This window comes from Streptomyces corynorhini (assembly GCF_003346515.1).
GTDB lineage: Bacteria > Actinomycetota > Actinomycetes > Streptomycetales > Streptomycetaceae > Streptomyces > Streptomyces corynorhini.
The window spans coordinates 1-21,573 of sequence record NZ_QQNA01000102.1; the positions used below are offsets into that span (position 1 = coordinate 1).

The window sequence follows — 21,573 nt, forward strand, 5'->3', positions numbered from 1 at the left end:
GGGAGGCGACGCGGAGGGGGCACCTCCCACGCCCTTAAGGCAGTGGGGGAGTCGTGGACCGACGACAACGCCGCCAGGCGCCGCCCGTCGCCCCGCGACGCCGCCCCACCTATCCGCGCGGCCTCTAAGTCCCGCCCCGGCGCTCACACCGCCACCGGCAGCCCCTCCAGTCCCCGGATCACGAAGTTCGGCTTGCGGACGGGTTCCCCCGCCGGGCGCAGCGCCGGGGCGAGATCCAGCAGCGCGGCCATGGACGCGGCCAGTTCGATCCGGGCCAGCGGGGCGCCGATGCAGTAGTGGATGCCCGCGCTGAAGGAGATGTGCGGGTTGTCGCGGCGGGCCAGGTCCAGGGCGTCGGGTGCGGCGAAGACGGCGGGGTCGTGGTTGGCCGATCCGAAGAGGAGGGCGACCTCGGCGCCGCGCGGGATCGTGGTTCCGCCGATGTCGACCGGGTCGAGCACCCACCGTTCGAAGAGCTGGAGCGGTGTGTCGTAGCGCATCAGCTCCTCCACCGCGGTGGGCAGCAGAGCGCGGTCCGCCCGCAGGGCGGCGAGCTGCGCGGGGTGCCGGAACAGGGCGTGCCAGCCGTTGACGGTGGCGTTGACGGTGGCCTCGTGTCCCGCGTTGAGCAGCAGTGCGCAGGTGGCGACCATCTCGGCCTCGGTGAGCCTCTCGCCCTCGTCATGGGCGGCGATGAGCCCGGAGATCAGGTCGCCGCCGGGCGTGGCGCGCCGGGCGGCGATGAGTTCGCGCAGGTACGCGGAGAACTCGGCGGAGGCGGTGACCGCGTGGCGGGCGGTCTCCTCGGACGGGTTCAGCTCGTACATCCCGCAGATCGCGGCCGACCAGGGCCGCAGCAGCGGGCGGTCCGTCTCGGGTACGCCGAGCATCTCGGCGATGACGGCGACCGGCAGCGGTTCGGCGACGGCGGTCAGCAGGTCGCCGCCGCCCTCCTCGACCAGCCGGGCCACCAGCTCGGTCGCGAGGCGGCGTACGTACGGCTGGAGTTGTTCGACCGTACGCGGGGTGAACGCCTTGGAGACGAGGCGCCTGATGCGGGTGTGGTCCGGTGGCTCCAGCTCCAGCATCCCCTGGTCGTTCAGCTCGTGGAAGGGCTCGTGGCCGGGGTCCGGCGGGGTCCGGCCGAACTCCTCGTGGGTGAACCGGTGCCCGTACGAGCGGCCGAGGCGGCGCTCGCGCAGCAGCGCCGAGACGTCCGCGTGGTGCGGGACGAGCCACTGGTCGCTCGGTTCGTAGTAGTGCGCCCGGCCCCTGGCCCGCAGTTCGGCGTAGGCGGGGTAGGGGTCGGCGAGGAAGGCGGGCGACCGGGGGGCGAAGTCAGGCATGGCAGGACCGTAACGGGCGGCGCGGTCCGGGAGCCACCGGGGGGCCGCCGGGCCGCGGGAACGGTTGGCGCGCGGGCACGGCGGACGCGCGGGCACGGCGGACGCGCGGGAACGGTTGGCGCGCGAGCACGTCGGGACGCGCGGGCACGGAGGACGCGCGCACGGAGGACGCGCGCACGGCGGACGCGCGGGCACGGCGGAGCCGCGACTCTTCCGGTGCCGCCCGGCCGCCGGGCGCCCCGGTCACGAGGGGGGCAGCTGCCCCTGGAGCGCGAGGGCCAGACCGCTCTCGGCATCCTGCTCGACGCCCCGGTGGTAGGCGCTCTCGTAGGCGGGGTTGCCCGCCGCCCGGCGCGCCTGGCGCTCCCACTGGTCGCGGATCGCGCCCAGTTCGGGGCTGCCGCGGTGGGGGTGGCCGACCATCCGCCAGTAGGTGTGCCCCGTTCCCGAGGTACGGGCCGCCGCGACGCCGTCGCCCTGGGCGGCGATCGCCCCGGCGAGCAGGTCGAGGCCGAGGGCGATGCCGAGGCTGTCGCGCAGCCGGTACTTGCCCGCGAGCATGGCGCGGGCATGGCCCTCGGCCTCGCCCGGTCGGCCCCGCATGATCTGTATGAGGGCGAGTTGGTGCTCGGCGTAGGACCGCGCCCAGTGCTCCCCGTAGCCGCGGCTGAGCCGCCGCAGCCCTGTGGCGTCCTCATACGCCTCGTCGAGCCGGCCGAGCGCGGACAGCGCGAACAGGCGTATCACCCGGCAGCGCATGTGGGAGGGGGCGTTCAGGGGGTCGCCGGTCAGATGACTCAGGGCGCGGTCGCTGACGGTGTGGGCGGCCTGCGGGCGGCCCATCATCAGATGGGTGAAGCTGACGGTGTGGGCGGCGGAGAGCATCGACTCGGGGTCCCGGTCGTGCCAGGCGGCGAGGGTGCACTCCTCGCCCAGCAGCCGGGCGGCCTCGTGGTCGCCCTGGAGCGTACGGGTGATGCCGAGGGCCCACAGGGCGCGGGTACGGGGCGGGCCGGGCACGGCGGAGCGGGCGAGGGCGCGTTCGAGGTAGCCGCGGGCCTGGTGGAGATGGCCGCAGCAGCTCCAGAACAGCCCGGTGCGCCCGGCCATCTCCACCGCGCGGTCCGGATCCCGCTCGACGAGGTGGTCGAGCGCGGCGCACAGGTCGGCGTGGCAGTCGGCGATCCTGCGGTACCAGTCGACCTGCCGGGGGCCGAGCCAGCCGGCGTGGGCGCGGGCGGCGACGTCGGCGAAGTGCGCGGCGTGCCGACGGGCGAGGGCGTCCTGTTCGCCGAGTTCACCGAGCCACAGGGCGCCGTATTCGCGCAGCGTGTCGAGCATCCGGTAGCGCTCGCCCTCCCGCTGGAGCACGGACTGCGCGGCGAGCCCCTCCAGAAGCGCGGGGACGGCGCCCGCGGCGAGCGGGCCGCCCGCGCAGACGGCCCCGGCGTCGGCCGGGTCCACGGTGCCGGGGAAGACGGAGAGCCGGGCCCACAGGAGGCGTTCGAGCGGCGCGCACAGTTCGTGGCTCCAGCCGATGGCGGTGCGCAGCGCCCGGTGGCGCTGCGGCCAGACGGTGTCGTCGGCGAGGACGTCGAGCCGGGAGGTGAGCCGGTCCGCGACCTCCTCGACGCTGTTCTCGGCGAGCCGGGCGCAGGCCAGTTCCAGCGCCAGCGGGATCCCTTCGAGCCTGCGGCAGATCTCGGCCACCGCCACCCCGGCGCTCGGCGAGTCCAGCGCCAGCAGGGGCGCGGCGGCGGCGGCGCGGTCGCGGAAGAGACGTACGGCCTCCGCCCCCGGGCCGGCCGCGGGCAGCGGGCCGATGTCGAGGAGGCGCTCCCCCTCGGTGCCCAGCGGCTTTCTGCTGGTGGTGAGGACGGTGAGCGCGGGCGCGGCGGCGAGGAGGTCGGCCACCAGGCGGGCGCAGGAGGTCACGATCCGCTCGCAGCAGTCGAGCACGAGCAGCGGCCGACGGCCCGTCAGCCATTCGCAGAGCGCCTCCACGGGGCGGCGCGCGCTGTGGTCCAGCAGGCCGACGGCGTCGCAGACCGTGGCGGTGAGCAGCCGGTCGTCGTGCAGAGGGGAGAGGTCGGCCCACCACACGCCGTCGGGGTAGCTCTCGCGCGCCAGGCCGGCGGCGCGCAGCGCGAGGCGGCTCTTGCCCACTCCCCCGCCGCCCGTGAGAGTGACCAGCCGGTGTTCTTGTAATGCCCGCTCGACAGCGCCCAGTTCGCCCGACCGGCCGACGAAACTGGTGCTGACGACGGGAAGGTTGCCCAGCACGGGTACATCCTGGACCTGTTGCGCGGTGGCGCCGATACCTGTGGCGGAAAATGGTCAAAAAAGGCCAGGAACAGTCCCAGCTGTTCAAGGGACCGCACGTTCCGCCGGTCGCGGACCGCCCCCGATCGCACCGCCCCCGATCGCACCGTCCCCGATCGCACCGCCCTCGGCCACACCGCCCTGCCCCGCGCTCCGGTCCCGTGCTCCGGCCCCCGGCGCCGCGCGGGCGCGTAGGCCGCCACAGAAAGGGAAATGAATATCACTTGAAATGAGATCGGCTGCCTCAGCCGGCCGAGGGGGGACTGATGAACGCTCTGCCGCTGTACCTGGAGCCCCGGGTGGAACCACGCCTGGCGGCGCTGCTCCGGGCGGACGGCTTCACCCACGATCTCGCCGACGCGCTCGGCTCGCCGCTGAACATCGTGCTGCCCGACCAGATCGCCGACAATCTCGACCGGTTCCGGGCCACGTACCGCCGCCATCAGCTGGGCGGGCAGATCTACTTCGCCCACAAGGCGAATCGTTCCAGCGCCCTGCTGAGACGGCTCGCGGCGACCGACGCAGGTGTGGACGTCGCCTCGCTCGGCGAGTTGCAGCACGCGCTCGGCTCGGGGTTCGCACCCGAGCGGATCATGGCGACCGGGCCGAAGAATCCGGCGTTCCTGTGGCTCGCCGCGCGTGCGGGAGCGACCGTCAACGTCGACAGCGCCACGGAACTGGACGCGCTGGGCGACCTCGTACGGACGCGCTCGCTGCCGCGCGTGCGGACCGTCCTGCGGCTGTCCGCGTTCGGCACGGGCACGGCCCCCGGCTCCGGCGGGGTCAAGGTGCTCAGCAGGGCGAGCCGGTTCGGTACGCCCGTGAGCGCGCTCGACGCGCTGCTGAAATCCGCCGACCGGCACCGCGAGGCCATCGAGCTGATCGGCGTCGGCTTCCATCTGGACACCACCAGCGTCGCCGAGAAGGCGCTCGCCCTGGAAGGGTGCGTCAGCGCCCTGGGGGCCCTGCGCGAACACGGCTTCAGCCCGCATGTCGTGGACATCGGGGGCGGGTTCGGGGTCAGCTATCTGGCTCACCGGGAGCAGTGGGAGCGCTACACCTCCGCGCTCACCGCGTCCGTCCTGGGCCAACGGCCGCCCATGACCTGGCGCGGCTACGGATACGGGCTGCGCAACGACGCCGGGACGCTGCGCGGCGCGCTGGGGCTCTACCCGGCGCACCGCGCGACGGCGGGCGAGGGCTACCTCGACGAGCTGCTGTCGGGCCCCGCGTCGGCCACACCCGGCCGGCCGCTGTCCGCGCTGCTCCTGGAGAACCTCTTCGACCTGTACACCGAACCGGGCCGGGCGCTGGTGGACCAGTGCGGGCTGATCCTGGCCCGGGTGCTCGAAGTGCGCCGCGACGGCACGGGACCGTATCTGGTGCGGCTGGAGGCCAAGGCCGACGACATCGGCCTGGAGGAGCACGGTGTCCTCGTGGACCCCGTCGTCGTCGCGCGCGCCGGGACCGCTCCGGCAGGTGACGGCGACGCGGTGGGGGTGCACCTCGCGGGCGGTCTGTGCCTGGAGGCCGATCTCATCTCGCGCAGGACGGTGTTCCTGCCGAGTCTGCCGAACCCCGGTGATCTGCTGGGTTTCGTGAACACCGCCGGATACTGCATGGACTTCCGGACGACCCACGCACAGCGCCTGCCGGTCGCGCGTGCGGTGGCCGCCTGGCAGGACGGGGACTCCTGGCGCTGGAGTCTGGACGAGCAGTACTGGCCGACGCTGAGTCAGGGAGGACAGGCGTGAGGTACGACAGCATCACCCAGACCATCGGCAACACCCCGCTGGTGCGCATCGATCCGCGGGTGCACGGTCTGCGCCATATCGACCTGTACGGCAAGCTGGAGATGTTCAACCCCTTCGGCTCGGTCAAGGACCGGGCGGCGTGGAACATGGTCCGTCCAGAACTGGACGCCGCCGTGCGCGCGGGCAGCCAGATCGTCGAACTGTCCAGCGGCAACACCGCGAAGGCCCTGTCCGTGCTCGCCGGAATGCACGGGCTGTCGTTCAAGAGCGTGACCAACCGGATGCGGGTGCCGGAGATCAAGGATCTCCTGCTGCTGCTCGGCGCCGAGATCGAGGAGCTGCCGGGACGCAGCGAGTGCCTCGACCCCACCGACACCGACGATCCCCTCACGCTCTTCCACCGCACCCTGTCGGAACCGGGCAGCGCGTACCTGCACACCGACCAGTACTTCAACGACCGCAACACGGAGGCGCACGCGCTGGGCACCGGTCCCGAGATCGTGAAGGACCTCGACGGCCGGGTGCCGGACTGGTTCGTCGCGTGTGTGGGCACGGCCGGGTCCTCCACCGGGGTGGCCAGGTCGCTGCGCGAGCACGATCCACGGGTCAGGGTGGTCGGACTGGTGGCGCACAAGTCGGACTTCATCCCGGGCATCCGCACCATCGACGAGGTGCACGAGGTGGGCCTGTTCGACCCGGCCACCTACGACACGATGGAGTCCGTGACCGCCGACGAGGCCATCGACGGCATGCTGACCCTGGCCCGCGGGTGCGGGATCCTCGCCGGCCCTACCGGGGGCGCGGCGTATTTCGGGACGGTACGGCATCTGCGGGAGCTGGACGCGGAGTTGACGGACGACGACGAGCGCAAGGCCGCCGTCTTCATCGTCTGCGACCGGATCGAGAGCTACCTCAGCTACGTCAAGCAGCGGCGCCCCGAGGCCGTCGGCCTGACGCCCCGCAAGAACGCGCTGTCCGACGTGTCCGACGCCGAGATCGCGGCGGTGGCCACCCTGCGCGCGCCGGAGGCCCGGGAGTGGATCGCGCGCGAGCGGCCGCTCGTCATCGATCTGCGCAGCCCGTCCGCGTACGCCGCGCTGCACATCGAGGACTCGGTCAACATCGTGGACGAGCTGTTCGCGGAGCTGATCCGCGGCGGTCTCCCGTTCAGCCGGCGCAGGCCGCTGCTGCTGGCCTGCCCGGTGGGCGACAGGTCCGCCCGGTACGCGGCACTGCTGACCCGGATGGGACACACCGACGCCCGGAGTCTGGCGGGCGGCATCATCGCCTGGCGCGACGCCGGCGCACCGCTGGGGAGGGACTGACGGCATGAGCGCGCCCGCGGTCCCGGGGGCACCGGGATCCCCCGACTGTCCCCGCTCGCCCGACTCCCCCGGCTCGCCCGACTCGCCCGGTTCTCCCGACTCTGCCGCACCGCCCGGCTCTCCCGACTCGCCCGGCTCGCCCGGCTCCGAAGGGACTTACGGCTCGCGAGGCTCCGGCGCGGCCCGTGGCCAGGCCGGTCCGCGCGACGGCGCGTTCCCGGTGGATCTGGTCCCGTGGCAGCGCGCGCTGCGGGCCGAGTTCCCCATCATCACCGCGCATCCGGAGCTGGTCTACCTCGACAGCGCGGCGACCGCCCAGAAGCCGCGCGCCGTGCTGGACGCCGTACAGACCTACCTCACCACGGCGAACGCCAACGCGGGGCGCGGCACCTACCCGTGGGCGAACGCCTCGACCGAACTGGTGGAAGGGGCCCGCGCGCGGATCGGCGCCTTCCTCTCGGACCCGGCGCCCGAGCGGTCCGCGGTCCACTTCACGAGCGGCACCACCGAGGGGCTGCGGACCGTCGCGCGCGACTGGCTGCCCGGACTGCTGGACGACGGGGACGAGATCGTCGTGCCCTTCGCCGACCATCAGGCCAATCTGGTGCCCTGGCTGGAGGCGCGGGAGCTGCTCGCCGCCCGGGGGAAGCGGATCACGGTACGGGAGATGCCGTACCAGGCGTCCTCCGGGGACTACGACCCGGCCGCGCTCGCCGCGTCGGCCGGTCCGCGTACCCGTTTCGTCGCCCTGACGCATGTGCACCACGTCTACGGGGCGGACATGAACGTGCGCCGTGTCCGCGAGGCCGTCGGGCCCGATGCCGTCATCTGTCTGGACGCGGCGCAGAGCGTCGGACATCTGCCCGTCTCGGTGGCCGCGCTCGACGTCGACTTCGTCGCGTTCTCCGGGCACAAGGCGCTGGCCCTGCCCGGCTCGGGGGCGGTGTGGGCGCGTCAGCGGCGCGGGCCCCGGTTCGTCCCCGGCGGCTGGAGCGGTACGCCCAACACTACCGGGATCGTGAGCCTGACGGCGGCGCTCGACTGGCTGCGGGCGGCGGGAGAGGAGCGTATCGAGCGCTGGACGACGGCGCTCGCCCTGCGACTGACCGACGGGCTGCGGCAGTTGGCCGCCTACCGCGTGCTGGGATGCCAGCGCAGCCTGGCGCTGGACTCGGACATCCAGCACCGGTGCGGCATCGTGACGTTCCGGCACCGGTCCATCGGCGCGAGCGATCTGGGTTTCATCCTCTTCAGCCACGGCTTCATGGTGCGTACGGACGACCACTGCCAGGGCGACGGCGGGGAGAAGTCCAGCTCCGTACGGGTCAGCGTCCATGTGTACAACACACCGGAGGAAATCGACCGGCTGCTCGACGTCCTCGCCACGTTGGAGTGACGGCACGCCGGCACCCCACGACGCGATAATGGCAACCGTTTCCAGCTGTAGATTCGGGGGTGCACACAGTCGGGCATGAGATGGGCGAAGGTGGTACGGCCAGATGGGGCTGAGCATGGCGACGGCTGAATCGTGGGTGCGGCGATGGGAGTTGCAGCAGGCACGGTACGCCGTCGATCGCGAGGAACGCTTCTCGGTGATCGCCGACGTCGTGGGGTACGTGACCCGGGAGCAGCCCCGGCCGTACGTCGTCGACCTCGGCTGCGGACCGGGGTCGCTGGCGGCGCGGATGGCCGCGCGGCTGCCCCGGGCGGAGATCGTGGCGGCCGACATGGACCCGCTCCTGCTGGAGCTGGCCAGAACGCACCACGCGGACGCGGCCCGCTACGTGGACGTCGAGATCGGGCGGGAGGGCTGGACGGCGGCCCTGGAGCTGGACCGGCCGCTGGACGCGGCGGTGTCGACCACCGCGCTGCACTACCTCCCCGAGAGCACGCTGCGGCGTACCTACGCACAACTGGCGGCAGCGCTGCGCCCCGGCGGCGTCCTCGTCAACGCCGACCACCTCCCCCTGAGCGACCGCGCCGACCCCGGCGGCGCCGCGCACTCCCGTATCGCGGCACACGTCGGGCGGTGCCGCGCACAGCGGCAGCGGGCCTTCGCCCACGAGGACTGGGACGCGTGGTGGGCGGCGGTGGCGGAAGACCCGGAGCTGACGGACCTGCTCGCCGAGCGCGACCGCCGGGGGCCGATCAAGGAGGCCGGCGAGGACCTGTCACCCCAGCGCCACGCCGAACTGCTGCGCGAGGCGGGCTTCGCACACGCCGCGCCCGTCTGGCAGTTCGGGAACAGCTATGTGCTGGTCGCGATCTGCTGAGTACGGACGCGCGGGACGGTGAGGTGTCCGGGTGAAGTGTCCGGGTGAGATGTCCGGGTGAAGTGTCCGGGTGAGGTGTCCGGTGGGCGGTGCTCCTGGGCCGCCTCCGCCACCCACCCGCGCGGTCCTCCCCGGAGCGTCGGCGACTCGACGCTGTGGTCCCTACGGGACACCGTCCAGACGTCCGTCTCCCCGGCGCGAGAGGAGGCGCCGCGAGGCTCTTCTCCGGGTCCCAGCAGATCCCGCGTGGGCGCGACGTCATCGACCACGGTGACCATGCTGCCGTCGGCTCAGCGGCGTCGGCTCAGCGGCGTCGGGGCGTCCGCCGCGTCTCGCGTCCGCGTCTGTCCGACGCGTACGCGGTCCGCCGCCCGCGGAACGAGCGGCCGAGATGGTGCTGGAGCCGGATGTGGCGAAACTGATAGACCGCGCCGACCTGACGGAGCACTCCCCTGCGATACGCGTCGTCCAGGAAGGCATCGGTGTCCCAGGGCAGCTTGCCGGTCAAGGGCAGCCAGACGCGCGAGAAGACCACCCACTGTCCCCAGGCGGTGAACAAGAGGGCGTACGTCAGTGAGCCCGCGACCCCATAGACGGCTCCGGCGCGCAGACCGTCCGACACCCCCCAGGCGGACGGTTCGAGAGACCCTGGGAACAGGTGGACGATCAGGCTCCCGCCGAAGACGACCACCAGGGTGAGCGTCGGCGCGAGGAAGAGAACCTGCCGGACCACTGTCGCGCGATTCGAGGCCAGCAGGCTTACCGGGGTGGCCGCCGAGGCGGCGTCCTGGGGCGCTTCGAACACGGCCAGGAGCCCGAAGACCAGGCCGCCCCCCACCCCGAAGATCACTTCGAAGACCAGCATGTCGATGAGGATGCTCTCGGCCACCGAACCGTTCGGGAGCGGGAGGTCGCGGTACAGCGTGCCTTGGACGGCACGGCCGCACCCGTTCCCGACGCCCAGCACGAATCCGCCCAACAGCGCGGTTCCGAAGCGGGCGATGAACGTGCGGACCGTCCTGCGCCCGAGGCCTCTGCCTCTGCCTCTGCCGGGCAGCCGTAGCCGTACCGGGGCCGGTTCGATGATCTCGTTGCCGAGGGCGATCATGATCGCGTACACCGCTCCGACGGTGAGACCGGCGACCGATCCCGTAAAAGCCGCCCGGACGAGGGTCCGGCCGAACGTGTCCTGGTGGAGGAGCAGTGTCGAAAGCCCATCGGCCGCGGCAGCGCACAGCGCGGACACCGCCACGACGATCACGACGCGCGTCGAGCGCCGCAGCGATTCGCCGATCCGCCACCAGGCGAGGTCCTGCCGCTTGAGCCGGACCAGGTGGTGGGCGAGGTAGCCGAGCCAGCGTTCGGCGTGCTCCGGGTCCCGGTTCCGCTTCCGGGGCGGGCGACGGCCGACGGGCCGCTCGGGGACAGCCCGCCGGTAGACCGCGGGCACGAACCCCGCCAGCAGGTGTTCCTCCAGGGAGTGCTCGGCGGGGAACCGCTCGGTGTCGAGGAGTTCCGCCGCGTCCCGGTCAGGTGCCTCGCTGTACATCGTTCGCGCCAGCGCGACCATCAGCGGTGTGCTCAGGACACCGGCGAGGTTCACACTCGCCGCGGTCTCCTCGCTGTCTCGCAGCTGTGCCAGGACGACATCCCACACCGCCCCGGTCCGGCCGAGGCCGTGACCGTCGCCGTGGCCGTGGCCGTGGCCGTCGACGATCGGCCGGGCGGTCCTGGGCAGGTAGGCCAGCAGGTTGTCACGGGTGAGGTCGGTGAGTTCGATCCCGGCGGCCCAGACCAACGGCGCGTGCACCGCGTCGACCGCCTCGGCGAACTCGTCGGCCCGACTGGTCAGGAGAAGCGGGAGCGAGGTGTCGTTGAGCGCTCGGAGCGTGGCGCACCGCAGGCTCGCGGCGGTCTCGTCGAATCCGTCCAGAACCGGCAGTACGAGGTCGGCGTCGACCAGAGCCGCGGCGAGCGTCGCTCCGCCGGGTGCTGTGCGGGCCAGCTGCGGATGGTCGCGCACCAGCCGATCGATCAGCCAGTCCCGCAACGCGACGGTCGTCGGATCCCAGGACCCGAGCGTGAAGATCACCGGCAACCGGCCGCCGGGAGCCCGGGACTTGAGGAACTCCAGGACGAATCTGATCGTGAGAATCGACTTGCCCGAGCCGGCCCGGCCCAGAACCACCAGCCGTCCGGAGGAGACGCGCCGGTAGACCTCGGCCACGCTCCCCAGGTCACCGCTCAGATCCATGGTGTGCGACGTCGCGCCCGGCAGGAGACGTTGGATGTTCTCCGCGTGGTCCGTCAGGAGTGCGGGTGCCTCCTGCCAGCGCACCGGCAGCGGAAACGGATCGTGCACCCGGCGATGCTCCTCCTCTCGCTGCCAACGCCGCCTGACCTCGATGGCCAGTTCGTCGGCTGCGGCGGCGAGTACCGGGGGCGCCGTACGACCCGGCGCGGGAGGCCGTCGGCGCTGTGCCGCGGTGTGATCCGGCTCGTCGGCGACTCGCGCAGCCGGCACGGTGGCGGGTTCCTGCGGTTGCGGTACCCGAGCCGGTTCGCTCCGCGTTGTCGCGGGCGTGGCCAGCAACTGCGCGCGTTCCTCGGGGCCGACGTCCAGAGCGTCCGCCAACAGACCGAGCGTCCCGCGCCGGTGATCCCCTGAGCTGCCGGTCTCCAGTCTGCGGATGGTGCTGACGCTCACCCCCGACCGCTCCGCCAGCCGTTCCTGGGTCAGACCCGACCGCCTGCGCAGCCGACGTAGGAGCGTCCCGAGCTGATCCGCCACTTCGGCGTCCTCTCTGCCCGCGTATACAGCCTGCGGGGAGCCTACCGTGACCACCGGTCATGCATGACCGGTGCGATGACCTGTCCACCCGAGCGGCGTGCCGCCAGTGTCAGGGGGCATCTGCGACCGCGCGCTGTGGTCACGGCCGGCTGCTCGGCTCGGGGCCTCGCGGACCGCCTTCCGCACCGGGAGACGACGCCCGTTCCGCCTGGTCTCCTGCCGGAGGCGCGCGCCAGGTGCCACCCGTACGAACCCGACAAGAGAGGAACCCACCCGTCATGGCGTTACCTTCCCTCCCGAGGCGATCGGCTCCCTGCCTGCGCGCGCTCGCCGCTGCCCTGGTGATCTGTTGTATCGCCCTGGGCGTTCTGGCATCACCGTCGCAGACGCCCGGAGCCCACGCCGAGGAGAACTGCGGATCCCCGCTCCAGTGCCTGGACTTCACCTCGCTCAGCAACGGCCGGGTGCTCGACGTGCAGAACGGCTCACTCGGTGACGGCGCTTTCATCGTCACCAACACGGCTCCCGGCCACCATCAGTCGTGGCGTCTGAACGTCGACCCGGCCGACTCGTCCTTCAGCATCGTGAACAACGCGACAGGCAAGTGCGTCGACATCGGCTGGCCCGCCCTGCGCCAGCAGACCTGCCGGGGCCAGCAGAGCCAGCAGTGGTACTTCCAGCCGGTGAGCGGTGCCACCGACGTGTTCATGATCCGCAACGAGAGCGACCACTCGTGTCTCGACCTCATCGCGGGCGCCCAGTACGACGACGCGTGGACGGGACTCTCCAGCTGCCACGGCCGGGCGAACCAGCAGTGGTCCACCGTCCCCGAGGCACGGAATCTGGCGGTGGAACACGCCGCCCGACGGTGCCAGAAGGACGCCTCCACCTGTTCCTGGGCCGCGAAGAGCGAGACGCCCGCGGCCCCGCTGCCGACGGTGTGCGCGTCATCGGTCTGGTTCAACAACACCAGCGGGCCCATCACCCAGACCTTCGGGGTGCAGAAGACCACCGGCTGGTCGAACTCCCTCTCGTTGAAGATGTCGGGCGGCCTCACCAGCGGCGACCTCACGGAGTTGGCGTTCAAGGTCACGCTGGGCCTCGAAGGCCAGATCACCCAGGTCTGGAGCGGCTCGGAGAGTGTCAACAACCAGGTCACGGTGCCCGTGCCCGCCGGGCAGTACGGCTGGGTGACGCTGTCCGTGCTGGCCACGAAGGTAACCGGCACCTGGACGTTCGACGCGCGCGGACTGCCCTGGACAGCCGAGGACACGGTCACCGTTCCCCTGAAGGGCTCCGCGGCAGGCGGCGCGACCCACTACATCGCGAACACCCACCCGGACTTCACCCCCTGCGCCTGAGTCCGCCCGCCCTGACGCCGCCCTCCCGACCGACGGGGCGGCGCGGGGGCGGGCCCGGCGCACTCGCCCCGCCCCACGCACCCTGCCTGACCAGCACAAACACATCTTCCACAACGAAAAAGCCGGTCAAAGCGACATAGCGTCGGTTTGACCGGCTTCATGTGGTCGGATGACCTTGGTGTCCGAGGGGGGACTTGAACCCCCACGCCCGATAAAGGGCACTAGCACCTCAAGCTAGCGCGTCTGCCATTCCGCCACCCGGACGAGTGGTCGAACCGCTTCCCGTGGTCGCGGCGACAGAGCCAACAATACCAGGGCACGGGGGCCGCTCTCACCTCCATATCCGGTGGTCAGCGGTGCGCGGCGGCGTGGTGCGCACGAGGTGTGGCGGGGCGGGTGCGTGCCGTACGGGCCGGGGTGTCCTGGCGGGCCGTCGGGGGTGGTGGCGGCCTGCCAGGACGGGGCTCAGGGCATCAGGGCATCAGGGCATCAGGTGACAGTCGGGGAACACCTGCGTCGCGCGAGTCTTCCCCGCGCCGCGGCCCCTCCCCCGAAAAGTGCCCGACGCCCTCTGGACACCGTCGGCCGCATACGGGAACACTTCTCATACAGTATTCGTCGACTGTATGCAATGTTCCCGGAGGGCGGTCGCCCTCCCCTACGAAGGGACAGGCACCTCCTCATGTCCGACGACAGCCAGGAACTCATCTCCGGTGGTCATCTCGTCGCCAAGGCGCTCAAGGCCGAGGGCGTCGAGGTCGTCTACACCCTCTGCGGCGGCCACATCATCGACATCTACGACGGCTGTGTCGACGAGGGCATCGAAGTCGTCGACGTCCGGCACGAGCAGGTCGCCGCGCACGCCGCCGACGGCTATGCCCGGATCACCGGCAAGCCGGGGTGCGCGGTGGTCACCGCGGGGCCCGGGACGACCGATGCCGTCACCGGGGTCGCCAACGCGTTCCGTGCCGAGTCGCCGATGCTGCTCATCGGCGGCCAAGGGGCGCACTCCCAGCACAAGATGGGCTCACTGCAGGACCTGCCGCACGTCGACATGATGACGCCGATCACCAAGTTCGCCGCCACCGTGCCGGACACGGCGCGCGCCGCCGACATGGTGTCCATGGCCTTTCGCGAGTGCTACCACGGCGCACCGGGGCCGTCGTTCCTGGAGATCCCGCGCGATGTGCTGGACGCCAAGGTGCCGGTGGCGAAGGCCCGGATCCCCGAGGCCGGACACTACCGGGCCTCGACCCGCTCGGCCGGCGACCCCGAGGCCGTGGAGAACCTCGCCGATCTGCTGGTCCGGGCCGAGAAACCGGCGATCCTGCTCGGCAGCCAGGTCTGGACGACCCGGGCCACCGACGCGGCGGTCGAGCTGGTGCGCGCCCTCAACGTCCCCGCGTACATGAACGGCGCGGGGCGCGGCACCCTGCCCCCCGGCGACCCGCACCACTTCCAGCTCTCCCGGCGCTACGCGTTCTCGAACGCCGATCTGATCGTCGTCGTCGGTACGCCGTTCGACTTCCGGATGGGGTACGGCAAGCGGCTCTCGCCGGACGCGACCGTCGTCCAGATCGACCTCGACTACCGTACGGTCGGCAAGAACCGGGACATCGACCTCGGCATCGTCGGGGACGCCGGGCTCGTCCTGGCCTCCGTCACGCAGGCAGCGAGCGGACGGCTCGACGGCGGCGCGGTCCGGCGCAAGGCGTGGCTGGACGAGCTGCGCGCCGCCGAACAGGCCGCGCTCGACAAGAGGTTGCCGCAGCTGCGCTCGGACGCCTCGCCCATCCACCCGTACCGGCTGGTCAGCGAGATCAACGAGTTCCTCACCGAGGACTCGGTCTACATCGGGGACGGCGGCGACATCGTCACCTTCTCCGGCCAGGTCGTCCAGCCCAAGTCCCCCGGCCACTGGATGGATCCGGGACCGCTCGGCACGCTCGGCGTCGGGGTGCCCTTCGTCCTCGCCGCGAAGAAGGCGCGGCCCGACAAAGAGGTCGTGGCGCTCTTCGGCGACGGCGCGTTCTCGCTGACCGGCTGGGACTTCGAGACGCTCGTCCGCTACAACCTGCCCTTCGTCGGCGTCGTCGGCAACAACTCCTCGATGAACCAGATCCGTTACGGCCAGAAGGCCAAGTACGGCGACGAGCGCCAGCGCGTCGGGAACACCCTCGGCGATGTGCGCTACGACACGTTCGCCCAGATGCTGGGCGGTTACGGCGAGGAGGTCCGCGACCCCGCCGGGATCGCGCCCGCCCTGCGCCGGGCGCGCGAGTCCGGGCTGCCGTCGCTGATCAACGTCTGGGTGGACCCCGACGCGTACGCCCCCGGAACCATGAACCAGACCATGTACAAGTGAGCGAAGGAGCCCCTCCCATGACCTCGGCTCTCGACAGCCCGGCGGGCACCAAGGCGCTCTCCGGTATCCGCGTGCTGGACATGACGCACGTTCAGTCGGGCCCCTCCGCGACCCAGTTGCTGGGCTGGCTCGGCGCCGACGTGGTGAAGCTGGAGGCACCGTCCGGCGACATCACCCGCAGGCAGCTGCGCGACCTCCCCGACGTCGACTCGCTCTACTTCACGATGCTCAACTGCAACAAGCGGTCCATCACCCTCAACACGAAGACCGAGCGCGGCAGGGAGATCCTCACGGAGCTGATCCGGCGTTCCGATGTGATGGTGGAGAACTTCGGCCCCGGCGCCGTGGACCGGATGGGGTTCACCTGGGAACGGGTCCAGGAGATCAATCCGCGCATCGTGTACGCCTCCATCAAAGGGTTCGGCGAGGGTCCTTACACCGGCTTCAAGGCGTACGAGGTGGTCGCCCAGGCCATGGGCGGCTCGATGTCCACGACCGGTTTCGAGGACGGTCCGCCGCTCGCGACCGGCGCCCAGATCGGCGACTCGGGCACCGGTGTGCACGCCGTCGCCGGTATTCTCGCCGCCCTCTTCCAGCGGGAGCGCACCGGGCGCGGCCAGCGGGTCGGCGTCGCCATGCAGCACGCCGTGCTCAACCTGTGCCGGGTGAAACTCCGCGACCAGCAGCGGCTCGCCCACGGGCCGCTCGCCGAGTACCCGAACGACGACTTCGGCGACGAGGTGCCGCGCAGCGGCAACGCGTCCGGCGGCGGGCAGCCCGGGTGGGCGGTGCGCTGCGCGCCCGGCGGGCCCAACGACTACGTGTACGTGATCGTCCAGCCGGTGGGCTGGCGGCCGGTCACCGCGCTGATGGGCCGTCCCGAACTGGCGGACGACCCGGAGTGGGCCACCGCGGAGGCGCGGCTGCCGAAGCTGGGCAAGATGTTCCAGCTCATCGAGGAGTGGACGGTCACCCTGCCCAAGTGGGAGGTGCTGGAGAGGCTCAACGCGCACAACATCCCGTGCGGTCCGATCCTCTCCACCCGGGAGATCGTCGAGGACGCCTCGCTCGCCGCCAACGGGATGATCGTCGAGGTCCCCCACCCCGAGCGCGGCTCCTTCACCACGGTGGGCTCCCCCCTGAAACTCTCCGACTCCCCCGTCGAGGTGGTCACCCCACCCCTGCTCGGCGAACACAACACGGAGGTCTACGGCGGCGAACTGGGTCTGGACGCAACGGAATTGCGGCTTCTCGAAACGGACGGAGTCATCTGACAGTGGACATCACGCAGCACAGCCGACCGGACAGCCGACCGGAGCGCCGGCCGGAGGGCGGACCGGACCGCGAGGCGGTGCGCACCGTACGCGCCGTCCTCGACAGGGCGCTCGCCGAGGGACGCGCCGCGCTCACCGCGCCCGAGGGCAAGGCCGTCGCGGACGCCTACGGCATCCCCACTCCTGCCGAAGGGCTCGCCGAGACCGCCGACGAGGCGGTGGCGCTCGCCACGCGGATCGGCTTCCCGGTCGCGATGAAGATCGTCTCGCCCGGGATCCCGCACAAGACGGAAGCGGGCGGGGTGCGGATCTCCCTCACCTCGGCCGCCGAGGTGCGCGGGGCGTTCACGGCGATCGTCTCCCGGGCCCGCGCGTACGCGCCGGACGCCCGGATCCTCGGCGTCCAGGTGCAGCGGATGGTGGCCGAGGGCACCGAGGTGCTGGTCGGCACGGTCACCGACCCGGCCTTCGGGAAGATCGTGGCCTTCGGCCTCGGCGGGGTGCTGGTGGAGGTCCTCAAGGACGTCACCTTCCGGCTCGCCCCGGCGACCGAGGACGACGCGCGGTCGATGCTCGACGGGATCCGCGCGGCGGAGATCCTGCGCGGGGTGCGCGGCGCCCCCGGCGTCGACCGGGACGCCCTCGCCGGGCTGATCGTCCGGGTGTCGCGGCTCGCGGCGGACTTCCCCGAGATCGGCGAGGTCGACCTCAATCCGGTGTTCGCCTCCGCGAGCGGGGTGATGGCCGCCGACGTACGGATCCTGCTCGTGGCACAACAGCCCCACCGGCGCAGGACGTACACCCGCGAGGAGATCCTCGCGTCGATGGGCCGGCTGATGAGGCCCGCGTCGGTCACGGTGATCGGCGCCTCCGACGCGCCCGGCAAGATAGGCAATTCGGTGATGCGGAACCTGATCGACGGCGGGTTCCCCGGCGAGATCCATCCGGTGAACCCCAAGGCCGACGACATCCTCGGCCGCAAGGCCTACCAGAGCGTGCTGGACGTGCCGGGCGAGCCCGATGTGGCGGTGTTCGCGATCCCCGCGAGGTTCGTTCCCGCGGCGCTGGAGGAGGTCGGCCGCAAGGGCGTGCCGAACGCGGTGCTGATCCCGTCGGGCTTCGCGGAGACCGGTGAACACGCCTTGCAGGAAAGGATCGTGGAGATCGCGGAGCGGTACGGTGTGCGGCTGCTCGGCCCCAACATCTACGGCTACTACTCCACCTGGCAGGACCTGTGCGCCACCTTCTGCACCCCGTACGACGTCCGGGGGCCGGTGGCGCTCACCTCGCAGTCCGGCGGTATCGGGATGGCGATCCTCGGCTTCGCCCGGTCCACCGGGACCGGGGTGTCCGCCATCGTCGGTCTGGGCAACAAGTCCGATCTGGACGAGGACGACCTGCTGACCTGGTTCGGCGAGGACCCGCACACCGCGTGCGTCGCCATGCACCTGGAGGACCTCAAGGACGGCCGGGCCTTCGTGGCGGCGGCGCGGGCCACCGTGCCGAAGAAGCCCGTGGTGGTTCTCAAGGCCGGACGCACGGCGGCGGGCGCGCGGGCGGCGGGCTCGCACACGGGCGCGCTGGCCGGGGACGACGCGGTGTACGACGACATCCTGCGCCAGGCGGGGGTCATCAGGGCGCCGGGGCTCAGCGAGATGCTGGAGTACGCGCGGGCGCTGCCGGTGCTTCCCGCGCCGCGCGGTGACAACGTCGTCGTCATCACGGGCGCGGGCGGCTCGGGGGTGCTGCTGTCGGACGCCCTCGTCGACAACGGGCTCTCCCTGATGGAGATTCCGCCGGATCTGGACGAGGCGTTCCGCGCGTTCATCCCGCCGTTCGGCGCGGCGGGCAACCCGGTGGACATCACCGGCGGCGAACCGCCGTCCACGTACGAGGCGACGATCCGGCTCGGTCTTGAGGACCCGCGGATCCACGCGCTGGTGCTGGGGTACTGGCACACGATCGTCACCCCGCCGATGGTGTTCGCCGAGCTGACGGCCCGGGTGGTGGCGGAGTTCCGGGAGCGCGGCATCGAGAAGCCGGTCGTGGCGTCGCTCGCGGGTGACGTGGAGGTCGAGGAGGCGTGCCGGTACCTCTTCGAGCACGGGGTGGTGGCCTATCCGTACACCACGGAGCGGCCCGTCGCCGTGCTGGGGGCGAAGTACGCGTGGGCGCGCGCCGCCGGGCTGCTGGGAACCGGGACCGCGGGGGAGGCCGACTGACATGACAGCGGACCCGTTATCAGGCATCTCCGCGCGGGCCGCGGCCCGCGCGGAGTACCGCGAGATCACCGACGAGCGCGGCCGGGTGTACCGGATCGGCGAGTCCGACCGGCAGATCCTCGGGCTGCCCCGCTGGACGATGGTGGCACTGCCGTGGCTCGCCATGCTCGCCATCAGTGTGTTCGAGTACGCCTTCGGAGCCGCCGAGGAGACGCTCTCGAAAGCACACCACTGGACCTCGACCGACACCTTCTGGGTGCTCAGTGTCTGGATCTTCTTCCAGGCCGCCGTCTCCTTCCCGGCCGGCCGGCTGCGCGAGAAGGGGATCCTGACCAGCAGATCCGCGATGCTCATCGGCTCGTTCTGCTCGCTGCTCGGCTTCCTCAGCCTCAGCCACGCGCCGGGCTTCCTCTTCGCCGTCGTGGGCTTCGGACTGCTCGGCGGGGTCGGCTCGGGGCTGATCTACTCGACCAGTGTGAACATGGTCGGCAAGTGGTATCCGGAGCGCAGGGGCGGCAAGACCGGCTTCGTCAACGGCGCCTTCGCCTACGGCGCGGTGCCGTTCATCTTTCTGTTCACCTACGGCTTCGACACCGAGAACTACCACGCGGTGCTCGACCTGGTCGGTGTGTACGTGCTGGCGCTGACGCTGATCGCGGGGCTGTTCTTCAAGGACCCGCCGAAGAACTGGTGGCCCGCGCACGTCGATCCGGTGACCCGTACGGGCAACACCAAGTCGGCGGCGGCGCTGGCGAAGAACCCCCCGGCGGTACGGCAGTTCACGCCGCGCGAGGCGCTGCGGACCGGCACCGTCCCGTTGATGTGGCTGTGCATGCTGTGCTGCGCGGGCGTCTCCATCTTCGGGATCTCGTTCCAGGTGCCCTTCGCGAAGGAGATGGGGTTCGGGCCGCTGATCGCCGCGTCGTCGATGGGCGTGATGTCCGTCATCAACGGCACCGGGCGCGGTGTGGTGGGCTGGCTCTCCGACAAGCTGGGCCGGCGCACCACCCTGACCCATGTCTGTCTGGTGCTGGCCGTGTCACAGTTCGGGGTGCTGTGGGCCGGGGAGATGCGCGAACAGACGCTGTTCCTGGTCTTCGCCTTCCTCTCCGGCTTCGGCGGCGGGGCGTTCTATCCGCTGTTCGCCGCGCTGGTGCCGGACTACTTCGGGGAGAACAACAACGCCTCGAACTACGGCATGGTGTACAGCGCGAAGCTGGTCAGCGGGTTGTTCGGCGGTGGGATCGGCGCGGTGGTGGTGGCGTCCTGGGGGTACGTGGGCGCGTACACGGCGTCCGGTGTGGTGTCGCTGGTCGCCGCCGGGCTCTCGCTGACACTGCGGCAGCCGGGCGGCCCGCCGCACGGCGTGTGAGACGCCGCGCGGCGGGCCGCCCTCGCCGGTCGCTCAGGCGCGGGTCAGCGCCTTTCGCGCAGGGAGTGCAGGTGCGCGGCCGACTTCCGGGCGAAGGCCAGCGAGTCCACCGGCTGGTCGTGCTCCACCTGCCAGTGGTGGGCGCGGCGGCCGTCGCGGGTCTTGTTGACCGCCGAGATGAAGCGCTGGTAGTCGATGTCGCCGTCCCCGACGTCCACCATCTGGTAGCCGTCGCGGGCGGCGGTGTCCGTGATGCCGTCCTTCACGTGGAAGAGCGGGTAGCGGTGCGGCTGCTTCAGCACGTACTTCAGCGGGTCGAAGGGGGCGGGCCTGCCCTCGACGGTCCTGCTGAAGCGGAACTGGCCCGAGTACGCCCAGTAGATGTCCATCTCCAGATAGACCAGGTCGGGGTCGGTCTCGGCGAGCAGCACGTCGTAGAGGCGGACGTTCGGCTTGTCGGTGGCGAAGGAGAACTCCTCGGCGTGGTTGTGCTGGTAGAACTTCATGCCGCGCCGCTTGGCGGCGGCGCCGTAGGTGTTGAAGTCCGCGGCGGCCCGCTTCCAGGCGTCCACGGTCGATCCGTAGCGGAAGGGCCCCGAGGCCGTGCCGATGTGTGCGAGGCCGAGCGCCTGGGCGTCGTCCAGGACCTGGGTGAGGTTCTGCGCGAAGCTGTAGGCGCCGGGGTTGTTGTCGTCGTAGTAGTTGACGTGGCTGCCGATGGCCTTGAGTCCGTGGTCTTTGGCCAGCCGCTTGAGCTGCGGCAGTGTGATCGCTCCGGCCTCGCCCTGGGTGTAGCCCGCGTACTCGATCTCGTCGTAGCCGAAGCGCTCCAGCTCGTCGAAGACCTTGGCGAAGCCGAGGGTGGAGACCTTGTCGCGCAGGGAGTAGAGCTGGACCCCGAGCCGGCCCGGGGTCAGGACGGGCTGCCCCTTGCCGGGACCGGGCCCGTGTCCGTGACCGTGTCCGGGACCGTGTCCGTGGCCGGACGGCGTGGCCTGGGCCGCCGCGGGGACGGCCGAGGCGCCCAGCAGGGCGGCGGCGGAGACACCGGCGGCGACCCCGAGCATGCCGCGCCTGCTGAGCTTGTGCGCGAGTTCGGGGTCGACTGACTTCTTGCGGCTCATCTACGAAAACTCCTTGTGTCGTGTGCTCGTGGTCGCGCCGGGGT

Annotated in this window: 13 protein-coding genes and 1 tRNA gene; 9 read left to right on the top strand and 5 right to left on the bottom strand. The window is 71.5% G+C overall.

What is annotated here, in order from left to right:
- Positions 1-143 precede the first annotated feature (143 nt).
- A complete protein-coding gene (locus DVH02_RS14405) occupies positions 144-1,346 on the bottom strand; it encodes a cytochrome P450 (protein WP_114624210.1) in 1,203 nt (400 codons plus the stop codon).
- A gap of 243 nt (positions 1,347-1,589) precedes the next feature.
- Complete coding sequence (locus DVH02_RS14410; protein WP_114624225.1) at positions 1,590-3,626, bottom strand: ATP-binding protein; 2,037 nt, start codon at positions 3,624-3,626, stop codon at positions 1,590-1,592.
- Positions 3,627-3,934: 308 nt separating this feature from the next.
- Here DVH02_RS14410 and DVH02_RS14415 point away from each other — a divergent pair, with 308 nt between their 5' ends.
- The 4 genes from DVH02_RS14415 to DVH02_RS14435 all read left to right on the top strand — a co-directional run bounded on the left by DVH02_RS14415 (position 3,935) and on the right by DVH02_RS14435 (position 9,020).
- Positions 3,935-5,422, top strand: a complete 1,488-nt coding sequence (locus DVH02_RS14415; protein ID WP_199566282.1) for a type III PLP-dependent enzyme domain-containing protein — start codon at positions 3,935-3,937, stop codon at positions 5,420-5,422.
- The gene (locus DVH02_RS14420) at positions 5,419-6,747 is read left to right on the top strand and encodes a pyridoxal-phosphate dependent enzyme (RefSeq protein ID WP_114624212.1); all 1,329 of its coding nucleotides are present in this window, start codon (positions 5,419-5,421) and stop codon (positions 6,745-6,747) included. Before DVH02_RS14415 ends, DVH02_RS14420 begins: the two co-directional genes overlap by 4 nt.
- 220 nt (positions 6,748-6,967) lie before the next feature.
- Complete coding sequence (locus DVH02_RS14430; protein ID WP_114624213.1) at positions 6,968-8,143, top strand: aminotransferase class V-fold PLP-dependent enzyme; 1,176 nt, start codon at positions 6,968-6,970, stop codon at positions 8,141-8,143.
- Between the two features lie 103 nt (positions 8,144-8,246).
- Complete coding sequence (locus DVH02_RS14435; RefSeq protein ID WP_114624214.1) at positions 8,247-9,020, top strand: class I SAM-dependent methyltransferase; 774 nt, start codon at positions 8,247-8,249, stop codon at positions 9,018-9,020.
- Positions 9,021-9,324: 304 nt separating this feature from the next.
- Here DVH02_RS14435 and DVH02_RS14440 read toward each other — a convergent pair whose 3' ends face one another.
- Positions 9,325-11,811, bottom strand: coding sequence for an XRE family transcriptional regulator (locus DVH02_RS14440; protein ID WP_114624215.1), 2,487 nt, complete (start codon positions 11,809-11,811; stop codon positions 9,325-9,327).
- A gap of 278 nt (positions 11,812-12,089) precedes the next feature.
- On the opposite strand from DVH02_RS14440, the gene DVH02_RS14445 reads away from it, so the two are divergent.
- The gene (locus DVH02_RS14445) at positions 12,090-13,172 is read left to right on the top strand and encodes an RICIN domain-containing protein (protein ID WP_158575887.1); all 1,083 of its coding nucleotides are present in this window, start codon (positions 12,090-12,092) and stop codon (positions 13,170-13,172) included.
- 176 nt (positions 13,173-13,348) lie between these two features.
- Here the strand turns inward: DVH02_RS14445 and DVH02_RS14450 are convergent.
- A tRNA-Leu gene (locus tag DVH02_RS14450) sits at positions 13,349-13,436 on the bottom strand.
- A 418-nt stretch (positions 13,437-13,854) separates the two neighbouring features.
- Between DVH02_RS14450 and DVH02_RS14455 the strand changes: the two genes are divergently transcribed.
- The 4 genes from DVH02_RS14455 to DVH02_RS14470 all read left to right on the top strand — a co-directional run bounded on the left by DVH02_RS14455 (position 13,855) and on the right by DVH02_RS14470 (position 20,405).
- A complete protein-coding gene (locus tag DVH02_RS14455; RefSeq protein WP_114624217.1) occupies positions 13,855-15,537 on the top strand; it encodes a thiamine pyrophosphate-binding protein in 1,683 nt (560 codons plus the stop codon).
- Positions 15,538-15,554: 17 nt separating this feature from the next.
- On the top strand, positions 15,555-16,811 hold the full coding sequence (gene frc, locus DVH02_RS14460; RefSeq protein ID WP_114624218.1) for a formyl-CoA transferase: 1,257 nt from the start codon (positions 15,555-15,557) through the stop codon (positions 16,809-16,811).
- A 77-nt stretch (positions 16,812-16,888) separates the two neighbouring features.
- Positions 16,889-19,033 (top strand): acetate--CoA ligase family protein, encoded by a 2,145-nt coding sequence (locus DVH02_RS14465; RefSeq protein WP_114624226.1) that lies wholly within the window; start codon positions 16,889-16,891, stop codon positions 19,031-19,033.
- Position 19,034: 1 nt separating this feature from the next.
- Complete coding sequence (locus tag DVH02_RS14470; protein ID WP_114624219.1) at positions 19,035-20,405, top strand: OFA family MFS transporter; 1,371 nt, start codon at positions 19,035-19,037, stop codon at positions 20,403-20,405.
- Between the two features lie 44 nt (positions 20,406-20,449).
- On the opposite strand, the gene DVH02_RS14475 is transcribed toward DVH02_RS14470, so the two are convergent.
- On the bottom strand, positions 20,450-21,529 hold the full coding sequence (locus DVH02_RS14475) for a sugar phosphate isomerase/epimerase family protein (RefSeq protein ID WP_114624220.1): 1,080 nt from the start codon (positions 21,527-21,529) through the stop codon (positions 20,450-20,452).
- Between the last annotated feature and the right edge of the window lie 44 nt (positions 21,530-21,573).

What these genes read in the sequence shown, in the direction of transcription:
- DVH02_RS14405 (WP_114624210.1), bottom strand. Translation starts at nt 1,346, where the DNA reads ATGCCTGACTTCGCCCCCCGGTCGCCCGCCTTCCTCGCCGACCCCTAC.
- DVH02_RS14415 (WP_199566282.1), top strand. Translation starts at nt 3,935, where the DNA reads ATGAACGCTCTGCCGCTGTACCTGGAGCCCCGGGTGGAACCACGCCTG.
- DVH02_RS14435 (WP_114624214.1), top strand. Translation starts at nt 8,247, where the DNA reads ATGGGGCTGAGCATGGCGACGGCTGAATCGTGGGTGCGGCGATGGGAG.
- DVH02_RS14445 (WP_158575887.1), top strand. Translation starts at nt 12,090, where the DNA reads ATGGCGTTACCTTCCCTCCCGAGGCGATCGGCTCCCTGCCTGCGCGCG.
- DVH02_RS14455 (WP_114624217.1), top strand. Translation starts at nt 13,855, where the DNA reads ATGTCCGACGACAGCCAGGAACTCATCTCCGGTGGTCATCTCGTCGCC.
- frc (WP_114624218.1), top strand. Translation starts at nt 15,555, where the DNA reads ATGACCTCGGCTCTCGACAGCCCGGCGGGCACCAAGGCGCTCTCCGGT.
- DVH02_RS14470 (WP_114624219.1), top strand. Translation starts at nt 19,035, where the DNA reads ATGACAGCGGACCCGTTATCAGGCATCTCCGCGCGGGCCGCGGCCCGC.
- DVH02_RS14475 (WP_114624220.1), bottom strand. Translation starts at nt 21,529, where the DNA reads ATGAGCCGCAAGAAGTCAGTCGACCCCGAACTCGCGCACAAGCTCAGC.